Here is a 14,158-nt window from a genome sequence, read left to right on the forward strand (position 1 = left end):
CCACCTCTCAAGATCCCTGTGATATAGCGCGCTTTTGAAACGATCGGGATGGAGCTTCACAAACGGATGCCAAAGTTTCAGACGAGCCAAAGAACCCCATGTGAAACCCAACCCTTCCTGTGATCAGTTTTTCACAATGCTTCCAAAAAGACAAAAAAACAGGCGGCATCGCCACCCTTTTTTACTCTGCCTGTTTTAAAAGCTTCGCCTGTTCCTCCAGCACCAGGGCATCGATAATTTCATCCAGCTCCCCTTCCATCACCAGATCCAGTTTGTGAAGAGTGAGCCCGATCCGATGATCCGTCACCCGGCTCTGTGGAAAATTATATGTCCGGATACGCTCACTGCGGTCCCCTGTACCCACCTGCACCTTGCGGGCATCGGCCAGTTTAGCCTCTTCTTCCCGCTGTTTTTGATCCAACAGCCGGGCCCGGAGCACCCGCATCGCCTTCTCCTTGTTTTTGAGCTGGGATTTTTCATCCTGACAGGAGACCACGATCCCGGTGGGCAGATGGGTGATGCGAACGGCGGATTTGGTCGTATTGACACTTTGTCCCCCCGGGCCGCTGGAACAGAAGGTGTCGATCCGAAGATCTTTGTCCTGGATCTCCACATCCACCTCTTCTGCTTCGGGGAGAACAGCTACTGTCGCGGTGGAGGTGTGGATCCGCCCTCCGGATTCCGTCGTCGGCACCCGCTGAACCCGATGAGCCCCACTCTCATATTTCAACCGGCTGTATGCACCTTGCCCCTGAACGGAAAACACCACTTCTTTAAAACCGCCCAACCCCGTGGTGTTCGTATCCAGGATCTCCGATTTCCAACCCATCTGCTCTCCGTATCGGGTATACATCCGATACAAATCCGCCGCAAACAGAGCTGCCTCCTCCCCGCCGGCAGCTCCCCGGATCTCGACAATGACATTTTTGTCATCATTGGGATCTTTGGGGAGAAGTAACAACCTAATCTCTTCTTCCAATTCCTTTTTCCGATCGGAGAGCTGTTCTAGTTCCGTTTTGACCAATTCCAACATCTCAGGATCCGACTCTTCTTCCAGCATCATTCTGGCCTCTTCATACTGAGTGGCAACCTCTGTGTAATCACAGTAGGCATGATATTTCGGTTCCAGATCAGACTGTTCTTTCGAATATTTGCGAAGCAAATCGGTGTTATGGATCACCTCAGGGTCGCTGAGAAGTTGATTCAATTCTTCATACCGTTGACGGATCGATTCCAATCGCTCCAACACACCGCTTCACTCCCGCAGGTTCATTGAGGGGGAGAATCTCCCGCCTGTGTGTGATGAGCCGAATAGTTGGATAACGTAATTATTATAGGATAATCAGCCCTTTCCGTCAAAAAGGGATACAGATCCCGGACACCTTTTGTACCAGTTAATCTGAAAATCTGTGATATAATGGAGATCGGAAGTTGAACTGGGAAACCAAATTCAGGCTGTATCCCGTTACAGGTTTTTGCGGTGGATGAAAGGCGGTATTCCGATCCTTCTGTGCAGGACTGTGATCTTCCCACATGAGGTGTCTGGTAATCAGTAAACCAACCCTCCCTGTTCCAGGTTTTTCATAACGCTTCTAATCAACAAGCTTGTGTTGAGAAGTATTACATCATACCCGCAGTCTGGAGAAAACACTAGATCCTGCCAAGTAAGGCGCGAGCCATAAAGGAGTGTATCCATGACAGAAGTAATCGCAGTAATTATACAATTCATTCCTCTTCTCATTCTTTTGTTGCTGGCAAATGGGGCGGAGAGTCCCCGCTTGATAAAGGATGGAAAACGGGGAGGAGCCTCTGTCACACTGCTGGTGTTCTCTTATGTACTCCTCATCATGTCCTATCTCTTTATGTTCATCGTCGGAGCAATGGTTCACCTGACCGGTTTCATAGCCTCCCGGGAGGGAATCGATGTTCCGGTTGAAATGCCCGGAATCGACCCCAAACTGGTGAACACCCTGTTTCAATCCCTTCCCTATGTGGGAGCCAGCTTCTGGATTCCATCTCTGATAGGGCTCCTGCTGTTGATCCCGGCCGTGCGGCGAATGATTGCCCGTGTCCTTCCCATCCGGTCGGATCATATGGTCCACACGGCTTCCCTGTCCTTTTCCATGTGTATCTGGATTTATTTCTTCTTCTTTATCGCCCTGGGACTGGACACCATCAGCCGGCTGACCGCCACTCCTGGTGAGGTTGCCAATCCGATGCCGGAATTATGGACGCAACAGATCACTTTTTTCTTCATTGCCCTGATCGGAGTGGGTTGGTTCACCCGACGAAACCTGAAAGAGAGCCTTCGCCGCCTGGGATTGGTCCTGCCGACCGGGCGTCAGGTGCTAATCGGAATCGGTTCAGGCCTGTTATTGGTGGCAGGAGCCTTGTTGTTGGAAAATTTGGCTCAGTGGATCGGATTTACCCAGGATCCCCATGTGGAAAAATTGACGGAAGAATTGTTGGGGCCCCTTTACGGTTCGTTATGGGGAATCCTGACATTGGGACTGTCCGCCGCCTTGGGGGAAGAAGCCATTTTCCGGGGAGCCTTGCTGCCCCGATTCGGGTTATTGCTGACCACCCTGCTGTTCACATTGCTTCATAGCAATTACGGACTCAGTCTGTCCACTTTGGTCGTTTTCCTGGTCGGTCTCGTCCTCGGCTTGCTTCGCAATCGTTACAACACCAGCACCACCATGGTGGTCCATGCCACTTACAACATTTCCCTCGGGGTCTTGGCCGCTCTCTACTCCTAGAAGCGTTGTGAATGAGTGCTGGCCCGGGTCAGGATTGGATTTCACATGACCTTTTCGTTGTTCTGAACTGCCAAAATCACTCCATGTGACACCCAACTCTCCCTGTCAACGCTTTTTCACAATACTTCTGGGTGCACAAAGGCTTGAGCCAATCCCTCCATGGCTCAAGCCTTTGTTACTCATTTCCCTCCACTGGGAAGATAGCGCAGAGGATTCCATTTGCTCATTCCAACACGGACCCGGATTTCATAACGAGGAAAAACGAAGGTCAATTTCCTGAGAACCTTCTCCTCCAACAACCTGTAATCCCTCCGGGAAATTTTGCTCTCGGGTGTGACCTTGACTGCAGTATGTCCACCCACTATCCGAACTTCGGCATCCTTGACACCTTCCACGCTTCGGGCGACGGCCCCCATCTGTTTTTCGGCGTCCGTCCGCACAGGTTTGATCTCGGACCATTGCCCCACATCTGACAGGTTGGGATTGGCATTTCGGATCCCGAACCGACCGTCATCTTGAAGATATCTGTATTGATCCTTTTGAAACCGGTAACCGGTCCGGGCCGGACTTTGATCCCGGTCGGTGGCCGCCCCCTGATTCCCCGCACCGGCGCAGCCGGCAAACAGGAGGCATAGGATGATGAAGACACCGGTACACCGATTCATAAAAAACACCTCCCTGAGACTAGTGTATCTCTCAGGAAGGTGAAAAACTCTTGGATAAAGATTTCCGCTCCGCCAATTCATGACAGTGTCGACATCGGGCTTCATATTTTTCCTTGGCTCCCACCTGTACAACAGGCTCGTCCACACCCGCCGGCCCCTCGTCGGCCAGCCGCTGTGTCCGGCCTGCCGGGTTGCCGCAGCGAACACAGATTGCCTGCAACTTGGTCACATACTCAGCCACCGCCATCAGGTCTGGCGTCGGGCGGAAAGGAACTCCCCGAAAATCCTGGTCCAGCCCTGCACAGATCACCCGAATTCCCCGGTCGGCCAATGCCTGAGCGACATGGACGATCTCCTCATCAAAAAACTGGACTTCATCGACTGCCACCACATCGATCTCATCAGATACATAATCCAGAATATGTACTGCCCTGTGCAAAACCGTCGCATCCGTACAAACTCCGTTATGGGAAGTGACAGCTTCAGAGCGATAACGGGTATCGACGGCAGGTTTGAAAACAGCCACCCTCTGCCTCGCAATCCGTGCCCTGCGGATCCGGCGGATCAGCTCCTCGCTCTTTCCCGAGAACATCCCCCCGCAGATGACCTCAATCCATCCATCCCTGGTCACCGGGTTCATCATTCTCCCCCCTATGTATCAACGGAGAAACAGGCAAGCGATGGCCGCCTGCCTGTTTATTCCCCTGAACCATCTATATCAAGATTTAGAGGTTGTATTTCTTCTTAAATCGATCCACACGACCCCCGGCACTCACATGCTTCTGTTTGCCGGTGAAAAAGGGATGGCATGCGGAGCAGATATCCACGCGCAGGTTTTCCTTTGTCGAGCCGGTTTCAAAGGTATTCCCGCAAGCGCAGGTCACCATAGTCCGTTTGTACTCAGGATGAATAGCCGCTTTCATGAAACTTCACCTCTTTTCACATCGGGTTCCATCCATCGCTTATCCGACGTAAAACCACTAAGAAATTATATCACGGATAATCCTCACCTGCAAGAGGAAGGAGGCGGACATCCCATCTTTTCCCAAAACCAGCTTGATTATCGGAGTCTCAGTGATAAACAATAAAAGTGCTTCCCGCAGACCGGTCAAGGGAGCTTTGTGAGTGGGTTGATCGGTTGATCATTCCGTCGTATCTCAAAATGAAGATGGACACCTGTCGAATTTCCGGTGGTCCCCATATGGCCGATCTCACTTTTACGGGTGACCCTCTGTCCAATGCTGACCGAAATCCGACTCAAATGAGCATAATAGGTGGTCCAGCCCCCGCCGTGATCCACCACCACCAAATTACCGTAATTGCCTCCCCACCCGGCCCGGACCACGGTGCCATCCCGAGCCGGCTGAATCGGTGTCTGTGCACCGCGCTCATTCCAGATATCGATCCCTGTGTGCATCTTTCCGTGTCTCAAGCCGAACCGGCTGGTGATCTGGCCGGTGACAGGCCAACGAAAAAATGAATGGCCCACGCCGGTGTCCGACGTTGCCAGCCGGACACCGCCCTTTGCTGGCTGGGTTGCAGATCGGGATATAGCAGGAGTGAATTCCAGGGGGATAGTCAGCACTTGTCCCACATAGGGGGCAGAAGAGAGATTCAGATCCGGATTGGCCTCTTTAAGCGCAGTGACCGTCACTTCGTTTTCCTCGGCAATGGAGATCAAGGTTTGTCCTTCCTTGACTCGAATCCGCTTCAATTCCACCGGAATCTTCAATCGTTGCCCCGCCTGTAATAACTGCGGATCTTTAATGCGGTTCAAATCCGCCAGGACCTTGTGGTCCACCCCATAGCGAAGACCGATCCCGTAGAGAGTATCCCCTTTTTCCACCTTATAGGAAAGCAGCTTTTTATCCCATTTGACTGCCAGATGCCCTTCCGCAACAGAGGAAACTGGATTCAGGTATTGATAGAGAGCTTCCTGGGCGAGTCTCTCTTTTTTCCATTCCGGAGAGTGGGGTTGGATCCCCTCTTCTGTTGCGGCACTGACGGATTCTCCATCACTGCCTGTGAAAAAGGAAGCCGTGCACAATGAAAGGGAGGAAGCCACCAGTGTGGTCTTATTGGTCATGACACCACCCACCCCAAAGGATGTTTTGGAAAGATGAAAACCCGTCTCTCCAATGCATCCTATGACGGAAAAGCAGGGATTATGAAATTATGCGGTGGAAGACCGAGGACGGGATTCAAGTTTGGAGAGGAACTCCTCGTTGGTCTCCGTTTCAGCCAGCTTGCGCAAAAATGAATCGGTGTATTCCAGCCCCTCGGACATGGTTTTGCGCAGAGTCCACAATTTTTCCTGTTCCGACTTGGACAGAAGAAGTTCCTCTCTTCGGGTGCCGGAGCGGCGGAGGTCGATGGCCGGAAAAATCCGTCGCTCGGAAAGACGGCGATCCAGGTGAAGTTCCAGATTGCCGGTTCCTTTAAATTCCTCATAAATCACATCATCCATCCGGGAGCCCGTATCGACAAGCGCTGTGGCTAAAATGGTTAAACTGCCGCCCTCTTCCACATTTCGGGCGGAACCGAAAAATCGTTTGGGCCGGTGGAAGGCAGCCGGGTCAATCCCTCCAGACAAGGTACGACCACTGGGCGGAATCACCAGGTTATACGCCCGGGCCAGTCGGGTGATGCTATCGAGCAGGATCACCACGTCCCGTTTGTGTTCAACCAACCGCTTGGCCCGCTCCAGGACTAACTCCGCCACTTTGATATGGTTCTCAGGCATCTCATCAAAAGTGGAGCTGACCACTTCTCCATTGACCGAGCGTTGCATATCTGTCACTTCCTCCGGCCGCTCGTCGATCAGGAGAACAAACAGGGATATTCCGGGGTGATTGGTTGTGATGCTGTTGGCAATCTCTTTGAGCAACATTGTCTTCCCGGCCTTTGGCTGGGCTACGATCAGCCCGCGCTGTCCCAACCCGACCGGCGCGACCAGGTCCATGATTCGAGTGGATAACTTATCCGGTTGCGACTCCAGACTGAGCCTCTCTTGGGGATACAGGGGGGTCAAGGCGGGGAAATGAAGACGTTCTGCGGCCTGCTCTGGATCTTCGCCATTGACGGCTTCCACTTGCAACAGACCAAAATACCGCTCATTCTCTTTCGGGGCTCTCACTTTTCCGGACACCAGATCCCCGGTGCGAAGGTCAAAGCGACGGATTTGCGAAGCGGAAATGTAGATGTCTTCTGTGGACGGAAGATAGTTGATGGGGCGGAGAAACCCATATCCCTCCGGCATAATCTCCAACACTCCTTCCATGAACATCAAACCCGCTTTTTCCGCCTTAGCCTTCAGAATTGCAAAAATCAGTTCCTTCTTTTTCATTTGACTGTAATTGGAAATCTGATACTCCCTGGCCAGTTTATACAGTTCCGGCAACCGCCGGTTCTCCAGATTGTTTAAGGAAAGATCCATCAATAGCCATCACCGCACTTTTTTCAGAATGTCCTATCAGCTTGGCCCATTCCTCCGGCGGATATTCCGGAGTCTCCGAACCTGCCGGATGATTTCCCCTTATTCCAAGACCAGATTCGGCTTTTTCTCCAAACGATGCTTACCGTCAATAAATCGGACTGTTCCGGTCCTGGCCCTCATCACCACTGAATGGGTGGTGGCGATGGTGCCGTTGTAACGAACTCCCTTCAGCAATTCACCGTCGGTTACCCCCGTGGCTGCAAAGATAGCGTCATCTCCACCGACCAAATCCTTCATAAACAAGGTTTGACCCGGATCCTGGATCCCCATGTTGAGGCAACGTTGAAACTGCTCTTCATTCTCGGGGATCAGACGCCCTTGGATTTCTCCACCCAGACATTTTAAGGCCACCGCTGCCAACACCCCTTCGGGAGCTCCTCCCCGACCCAAAAGCAGGTCCACACCGGTATCAGGAAAAGCGGTATGGATGGCCGCGGCTACATCCCCGTCTGGAATCAGTTTAATCCGGGCACCGGTCCGGCGGACATCTTCAATGATTTTTGCATGCCGCGGACGGTCGAGCAACGCGACCACCAGGTCATTGACATCCTTACCGAGAGCCCGGGCAACGGAACAGAGATTGTCCTCCACCGGGGCGTTGAGATCCACATGTCCGACAGCACCCGGTCCCACTGCAATTTTGTCCATGTACATGTCCGGGGCGTGCAACAGGTTGCCGCGGTCAGCTACAGCCACGACGGACAGAGCGTTCCAAAGTCCCTTCGCCACGATATTGGTCCCCTCCAGAGGGTCGACCGCCACATCCACCTCCGGAAGGTAACCGAGACCCAGCCGCTCTCCAATGTACAACATCGGTGCTTCATCCATCTCCCCTTCACCGATGACAACGGTACCCCGCATCGGAATCGTGTCAAAGACGGTTCGCATAGCAGACGTGGCAGCCTCATCCGCTTCATCTTTTTTCCCCAAACCCATCCAGCGACCGGATGCCACGGCAGCCGCTTCCGTAACCCGGACCAATTCCATTGTCAAACTACGTTCCAACTTCAATCCCTCCCCAGCTTTTTCCGTTCCGGGAACCTCCGGAATTCAAATTTATCAAGCGTGTTGATCAGCTGTATTTTGGGAGTGGAGATCGTGTCCCACCACGCGACCGTTGCACCCATAGGGCATACGCTTCACTCCGATCTCGCTTTGGTAACACATGACTCCTTCCCTCTTCCTATTTATTGGTTAATCAATAACCCTGCCAATTTATAAAAACACCCAACGGAGTGGCATAATCACCTTTATATGTTACACTATTTGACCCCGCAGAGTGAACCCGGTCGATCAGCCAGGAAGGAATCGATTAGACCCGCCAGATTTCCGCTCCCAGGGAGCAAAGTTTTTTTTCTAGGTTTTCGTATCCCCTGTCAATATGATCTACTCCGATGATCTCTGTCACTCCGGTTGCTGCCAAGCCCGCCACCACAAGAGCGGCTCCTCCCCTAAGATCAGTCGCCCGGACAGTTGCTCCATGCAGGGATGAGCCTCCCCGGATCCGTGCCGTCCGCCCCTCCACCCGAATATCGGCACCCATTCGATACAGCTCATCCACATGTTTAAACCGGGAAACATAAATGTTATCTGTCACTAGACTCGTCCCCTCCGCTTGGATGAGCAAGGAAGTGAAAGGCTGTTGCAAATCCGTGGGGAAGCCGGGGTAAGGGAGGGTTTTGATATCTACAGCCTGATAATTTTCCTTCCCGATCACCCGGAGCGACTCATCGGATTCCTTAACAGTGATGCCCATTTCCCTCAATTTAGCCGACAGAGGCTCCAGATGAAGGGGGATGACATTTTCCACTGTCACATCTCCCACGGTGGCCGCTGCAGCAATCATATAGGTTCCGGCCTCGATCCGGTCGGGGATGATGGAGTGGCGGCATCCCTGAAGAGAACGTTTCCCCCGAATCCGGATCACATCGGTACCGGCTCCCTTGATCCTGGCCCCCATGGATGAAAGAAGGGTGGCCACATCGATGATCTCCGGTTCTTTGGCTGCATTTTCGATCACAGTGACACCCTCCGCCCGGGAGGCCGCCAACATGATATTGATCGTTGCCCCCACGCTTATCACATCGAGATAGATTCTTGCCCCTTTCAGATGGGACGCGGTCAGATGGATCGAACCATCCTTGTAAACCACCTGGGCTCCCAATGCTTCAAACCCCTTGATATGCTGATCGATGGGGCGGGGGCCCAGATTACAGCCTCCGGGCATTCCCACGACCGCCTCCCCGAACCGACCCAGCATCGCCCCCATCAGATAATAGGAGGCCCGCAATTTTTTCACGCTTGAATCGTCCATCGGCAGGTTTCTCAATTGTCGCCCGTCGATGCGCAGAGTATCTCCATCCCGGATCACTTCCGCTCCCAAGCGGCGTAGAATTTCTTCAAAGACTTGCACATCCCGGATACCGGGTAGATTCTCTATCACCGTGACCGACTCGGCAAGAATGGTGGCGGGGATCAAAGCCAGTGCACTGTTCTTTGCCCCGCTGATCGGCACATGGCCGTAAAGCGGGCGTCCTCCTTTGATCATCAGCTTTTCCATCTTGACCCTCCTTCCCAATTCACGTCTGACCCGGGCGGACCCCTCATGAAAAGGGAAATCCGGCGGCGACAGGCCACACACCCGCACCGCCGGAACACTGATGATGGTGATCGTCAGTTCCTGCTATATCCTTTGTTCGCTTGTTCCCAGTCTTGTTTAAACCGCTTGATCCCTTGATCGGTCAGGGGATGTTGAAACAGTTTTTTCATGACGCCAAAGGGCAAGGTGGCGACATGGGCACCGCTTTCCGCTGCTTGGGTGACATGAAGGGGATGGCGTACACTCGCTGCAATGATCTTTGTCCCGATTTCATGTATATCGAAAATATGGGCGATCTGTCTGATCAATTCCATTCCGTCATGGCTGATATCATCCAATCTCCCGATAAAAGGACTCACATAGGTGGCCCCAGCCCGTGCGGCCATCAAAGCCTGATTAGCAGAAAAAACCAGGGTGACGTTGGTCTGGATCCCCTCCCGGGAAAAGCGGTGGACCGCTTTCAATCCTTCAGCAGTCATCGGAACCTTGATGGTGACCTTTTCGGAAATAGCCGTGAGCGGCTCCGCCTCTTTCCACATTCCCTCGGCATCATCACTCATCACTTCCGCACTGACTGAACCGTCGACGATGTCCACGATTTCCCGGAGGACCTCAGTAAATTCCCGCCCGGACTTGGCCACCAGACTTGGATTGGTGGTCACTCCGGCAAGGATGCCCCATTGATTTGCCTCACGAATCTCATCCACTTGGGCAGTATCGATAAAAAATTTCAAAGCGGATCATCTCCTGTGAAAAATGAGCAAGGGGTCACGCTTCCCCTGAAATCAAGCCTTTCCGGAACTGCCGAACAGACGCATCTTCGCTTGAACGGTCGCCTGGATCGCCTCCCGGCCGGGACCCAAATATTTACGGGGATCGATCATGTCAGGTTTACTGTCGAGCAGTTCACGAACCACCCGGGTGCAGGCAACCTGGCTCTCCGTGTTGACATTGATTTTGCCCACACCCAGCCGGATCGAATCCTGGATCGCTTGGTCAGGAACTCCGGAACCTCCGTGAAGCACGATGGGGGCATCGATGTTGTCAGCGACTTTTTCGATAATATCAAAGCGGATCTTCGGTTCCCCTTTATACATGCCATGAGCGGTTCCGACGGCGATCGCCATCGCGTCGACCCCGGTCTCCTCCCAGAAGCGGATCGCTTCCTCAGGTTTGGCCAGGGCAGCCTCCGCCTCATCCACTTGAACATCATCCTCCACTCCGCCGATAGTTCCCAATTCCCCTTCGACCGATACACCCACTGCATGGGCCGCTTTGACGATTTCCTTGGTGAGACGGATGTTTTCCTCAAACGGATGATGGGAACCGTCAAACATGACAGAGGAGAAACCGGCTTGGATACATTTCATCGCCACCTCAAAACTGCTGCCGTGATCCAGATGCAGTGCCACCGGCACTCCTGCCTCTTCGGCAGCGATATTAGCCATGGCCACCACATATTCAAGTCCCATATAACGCATGGCCCCTTCACTGACACCGAAAATAAAGGGGGACTTTTCTTCTTTCGCCGCAGCAGCGATTCCCTGGACAAACTCCAGGTTGTTCATATTGAATTGTCCCACCGCAAATCCCTCTTTTTTGGCACGGGGGAGAAACTCGGTCATCGGTACCAATGGCATTTGAAATCCTCCTCATCTGGATGGGTTTGAAAAATGAACCGTCGAAATCCCGTTATGTACCATCTACTAATATACCAGGAGCGCCGGCTTCGCCCAAACAAAGCGGGTCCACCCCGCATCGGGAAAGTGTCCACCCGTATTTTAACATAAAACACCCTGCGGTACCTGAACCGACATCCGGTTATGATGACTGTCAACGCACCGGAGCGTGTCTGATACTGAGAGTCGGGCCGATGTGACCCACTCTCTTACCAACACACAGCAGCGAGACCTGGAAAGCGAAAGCGACCTTGACGAGACATGTACTCCCCGTGTGGAAAGACTCACCGGCGGCTGCACACGGAATCAGAGCCCCGTAATGCCCACAAGATCTCCAATGTTTGGCAACCATAAGAGGAGAAGATCCCTCCCCACAAGGACGTGATACTAAACCCGTGACCCGGGTGACCGCTAAAACCGTCTTTCCTCATACCTTCTTGAAGGCATCCAGCAGAGGTTCATACTCCTTTGGCCGTCCCTGTGGAAGCTCTGTCCACCTGCTTGTTCCTTCTCTTTTACCCGATTTTACACCAAAATATGAATTCGACCGCCCACTCGATGATGGCCGAACAATACTCTACTTCTCTCCCAGACCCAACAACTGCCGGGCTTCCTCCGGCGTGGCCACATCCCGCTCCAGTTCACCGGCGATTCGTTTCACCCGTGCCACCAGTTGGGCATTGGTGGCCAACTCCCCTTTGCGGTAGTAAATGTTGTCCTCCAGCCCGACCCGGACGTGTCCCCCCAGAGTGATTCCCAGAGCAGCCATGGGCAACTGATGTCTGCCGATCCCCGCCACCGTCCAGGTGGCACCCTTGGGCAATTGGTCGATCAGGAGCAGGAGATGACGGGCCGTCGCGGGCATCCCCCCAGGAACACCCATCACAAAGTCGAAATGGAGATGTCCGGTTACCCACCCATCACGAACCAGCCCCAGAGCGGTTCCAATCATCCCTGTATCAAAAATTTCAAATTCCGGCCGCACTCCATACCGCATCATCTCCTCCGCAAAGAATTGGATCTCCGCGAGAGGATTCATAAACACTTCCGACCCGAAATTGACCGTGCCCGTAGTCAGGGTCGCCATCTCCGGGCCTAGGGAAACCGGTTGCAACCTCTCCTCCGGTGACATCCCGACAGCTCCCCCGGTGGATACCTGAACGATGATCGGACAACGCTTCCGAATCTCCCGGATGGCCGCCTCATACAGATCCCGGCTCTGGCTGGGCTTGCCTGTTTCATCCCGGACATGGATATGAGCGATGGCTGCTCCCGCCTCCCATGCTTGGGCGGCCGCCTCCCCGATCTCTTCCGGAGTGACGGGGAGGTGGGGGGTGTCTTCCCGGGTCACCTCAGCCCCGACCAAGGCAGCGGTGATGATCAATTTCTCCATGGTCTTCATAGAAATGATAGCGCCGAAAACCCACGGGTTAGCCGTGGGCGGAGGCGCGCCCTCCTTTTTTAGTGATATCCATTCTCTGAACAGTTGCAGATGTTTGCGAGCCAAGCCCCGCACTGTCTCAGAGATCACTTTTCACATAAAAACTCCCTTTGCTACCGACCCGCATAAAAACCCCGGCCTTTATGCTCTTTGGTAACACCATATTCCTCTTTGAAAGCCTCTCACTTGTCGTAGTTTGGGGAAAGCCGTATGAGTCACCAACCCGTGCCTGTCACCTAAAAACGTTGTGAATTGGTGCTGGCCGGGTCCGTCGGGATTGGAATTCGCATTTTGGAGCCAAAGCTCATGCGATCCAAAGACGCTACATGTGAAACCAAACCTTCCTGTGAACGGTTTTTCACAATGCTTCCAGTACTACTTTGAGTGTTGATGAATTATGGAATGTCGAAGATTGTCCCAAAACAAATGAACCTGGACAGTGATTACTGCATTTGGAGCTCGCTTCCCACAATAGAGACAATGATCGACATCGATTGACACTCTTGGAGTAAGGATCAAGGTTGTAGGGATCACAACGCTTCCAAATGGACTCAGGCACTCGAATCTTTTTGCCTTATCTGTTCAAACGCTGCTTTTCCAAGGGAACCACACAAGTCCCAGTCGCCCGGGCCACCAGCTGCGGCTCTTCCAGCACACGTGCGGCGGAGGGATTGACAGGGTCGATATTGGCCTCGATCACTTTATGAGCGGTAAAACTCATCCCCCGGGAGGTCTTCCCCTTCCTTGTGATCTTGCCTGTCGCCTCGATATAATCCCCTGCATGCACCGGTGCTGTGAACTCAACCGAGTCATAAGCCACAAACAAGCCCTCATCCCCGTCCAGACGAATCAGGAGTTCAGTGGCCACATCACCGAACAGGGACATCATTCTGGCACCATCCACCAGATTTCCTCCATAATGGGCATCAGCTTGACTCATGCGCAAACGGATTTTCACTTCTTCCAGCATCTCTTTCCCTCCTGTCTTTTGGTTCCGTCACTCTGTTTGTGTCAGTTGACGGATCACTTCTGTCCGCAGTTCCATAATGTCAAAAGGTTTCGTAAAGTGGGCACGGGCTCCCAATTTGGTTGCCTCCTCCACCATATCCAATTCCCCGTAGGCTGTCATCATGATCACGATCACGTCCATTTGCTCTTTTTTCAGTTGTCGAAGCAGCTCGAGACCGTCCATTCCCGGCATTTTCATGTCCAGTAAAATCAAATCCGGGTTTTCTTTCCGGATGAGCTCCAACGCCAATTTACCGTTGGCTGCCTGAAAGATGTTCATCCCCTCCCGGGAAAATACCTCTGTCAAAAGAATACGGATCCCGTACTGATCATCGACAACCAGGACTTTTTTGTCTGATAGCGACATACTTGTCCCCCCTTGTGAGAACCCGTTTCGGCATATAAAAGGAAATCATGATCCATGCTGACTCCTGACTTTTCGATCTATGTATAACCGGTATCAACTTCTCGGAACTGGCTGTGCCGGTTGAGGAAAAAGTGGATTCTTTTT

At 52.9% G+C, this 14,158-nt stretch carries 14 protein-coding genes; 1 reads left to right on the plus strand and 13 read right to left on the minus strand.

The genetic code is table 11. The features are described 5' to 3' along the window. Positions 1–181: 181 nt before the first annotated feature. Complete coding sequence (gene prfA, locus IEV46_RS09230) at positions 182–1,249, minus strand: peptide chain release factor 1 (RefSeq protein ID WP_188432271.1); 1,068 nt, start codon at positions 1,247–1,249, stop codon at positions 182–184. A 445-nt stretch (positions 1,250–1,694) separates the two neighbouring features. On the opposite strand from prfA, the gene IEV46_RS09235 reads away from it, so the two are divergent. Next, positions 1,695–2,759: a CPBP family glutamic-type intramembrane protease gene (locus IEV46_RS09235; protein WP_188432273.1), complete on the plus strand. Its 1,065-nt coding sequence runs from the start codon at positions 1,695–1,697 to the stop codon at positions 2,757–2,759. A 179-nt stretch (positions 2,760–2,938) separates the two neighbouring features. On the opposite strand, the gene IEV46_RS09240 is transcribed toward IEV46_RS09235, so the two are convergent. From IEV46_RS09240 to IEV46_RS09295, 12 genes are all read right to left on the minus strand, one after another. Continuing rightward, positions 2,939–3,424 (minus strand): hypothetical protein, encoded by a 486-nt coding sequence (locus IEV46_RS09240; protein WP_188432275.1) that lies wholly within the window; start codon positions 3,422–3,424, stop codon positions 2,939–2,941. A 31-nt stretch (positions 3,425–3,455) separates the two neighbouring features. Further along, positions 3,456–4,064 (minus strand): thymidine kinase, encoded by a 609-nt coding sequence (locus IEV46_RS09245; RefSeq protein WP_188432277.1) that lies wholly within the window; start codon positions 4,062–4,064, stop codon positions 3,456–3,458. 85 nt (positions 4,065–4,149) lie between these two features. After that, positions 4,150–4,347 (minus strand): 50S ribosomal protein L31, encoded by a 198-nt coding sequence (rpmE, locus tag IEV46_RS09250; protein ID WP_188432279.1) that lies wholly within the window; start codon positions 4,345–4,347, stop codon positions 4,150–4,152. Positions 4,348–4,532: 185 nt separating this feature from the next. Next, entirely contained in the window at positions 4,533–5,510 is a 978-nt protein-coding gene (locus IEV46_RS18480; protein WP_188432282.1) for a peptidoglycan DD-metalloendopeptidase family protein, read from the minus strand. 87 nt (positions 5,511–5,597) lie between these two features. Then, positions 5,598–6,860: a transcription termination factor Rho gene (gene rho / locus IEV46_RS09260; RefSeq protein ID WP_188432284.1), complete on the minus strand. Its 1,263-nt coding sequence runs from the start codon at positions 6,858–6,860 to the stop codon at positions 5,598–5,600. 99 nt (positions 6,861–6,959) lie between these two features. Beyond that, positions 6,960–7,925: a class II fructose-bisphosphatase gene (gene glpX, locus IEV46_RS09265; RefSeq protein WP_188432286.1), complete on the minus strand. Its 966-nt coding sequence runs from the start codon at positions 7,923–7,925 to the stop codon at positions 6,960–6,962. Positions 7,926–8,232: 307 nt separating this feature from the next. After that, a complete protein-coding gene (gene murA / locus IEV46_RS09270) occupies positions 8,233–9,480 on the minus strand; it encodes a UDP-N-acetylglucosamine 1-carboxyvinyltransferase (RefSeq protein WP_188432288.1) in 1,248 nt (415 codons plus the stop codon). A gap of 113 nt (positions 9,481–9,593) precedes the next feature. After that, a complete protein-coding gene (gene fsa, locus IEV46_RS09275; protein ID WP_188432290.1) occupies positions 9,594–10,253 on the minus strand; it encodes a fructose-6-phosphate aldolase in 660 nt (219 codons plus the stop codon). A gap of 51 nt (positions 10,254–10,304) precedes the next feature. Next, positions 10,305–11,159 (minus strand): class II fructose-1,6-bisphosphate aldolase, encoded by an 855-nt coding sequence (gene fba, locus IEV46_RS09280; protein WP_188432292.1) that lies wholly within the window; start codon positions 11,157–11,159, stop codon positions 10,305–10,307. Between the two features lie 616 nt (positions 11,160–11,775). Beyond that, positions 11,776–12,600 (minus strand): 3-keto-5-aminohexanoate cleavage enzyme, encoded by an 825-nt coding sequence (gene kce / locus IEV46_RS09285; RefSeq protein ID WP_229736016.1) that lies wholly within the window; start codon positions 12,598–12,600, stop codon positions 11,776–11,778. A gap of 613 nt (positions 12,601–13,213) precedes the next feature. Then, the gene (kal, locus tag IEV46_RS09290; RefSeq protein WP_188432294.1) at positions 13,214–13,609 is read right to left on the minus strand and encodes a 3-aminobutyryl-CoA ammonia lyase; all 396 of its coding nucleotides are present in this window, start codon (positions 13,607–13,609) and stop codon (positions 13,214–13,216) included. Positions 13,610–13,636: 27 nt separating this feature from the next. Further along, positions 13,637–14,014 carry a response regulator gene (locus tag IEV46_RS09295; RefSeq protein ID WP_188432296.1) on the minus strand — a complete coding sequence of 126 codons (378 nt, stop codon included), beginning with the start codon at positions 14,012–14,014 and terminating at the stop codon, positions 13,637–13,639. Between the last annotated feature and the right edge of the window lie 144 nt (positions 14,015–14,158).

The sequence above is a fragment of the Kroppenstedtia guangzhouensis genome (genome assembly GCF_014637345.1).
GTDB lineage: Bacteria > Bacillota > Bacilli > Thermoactinomycetales > DSM-45169 > Kroppenstedtia > Kroppenstedtia guangzhouensis.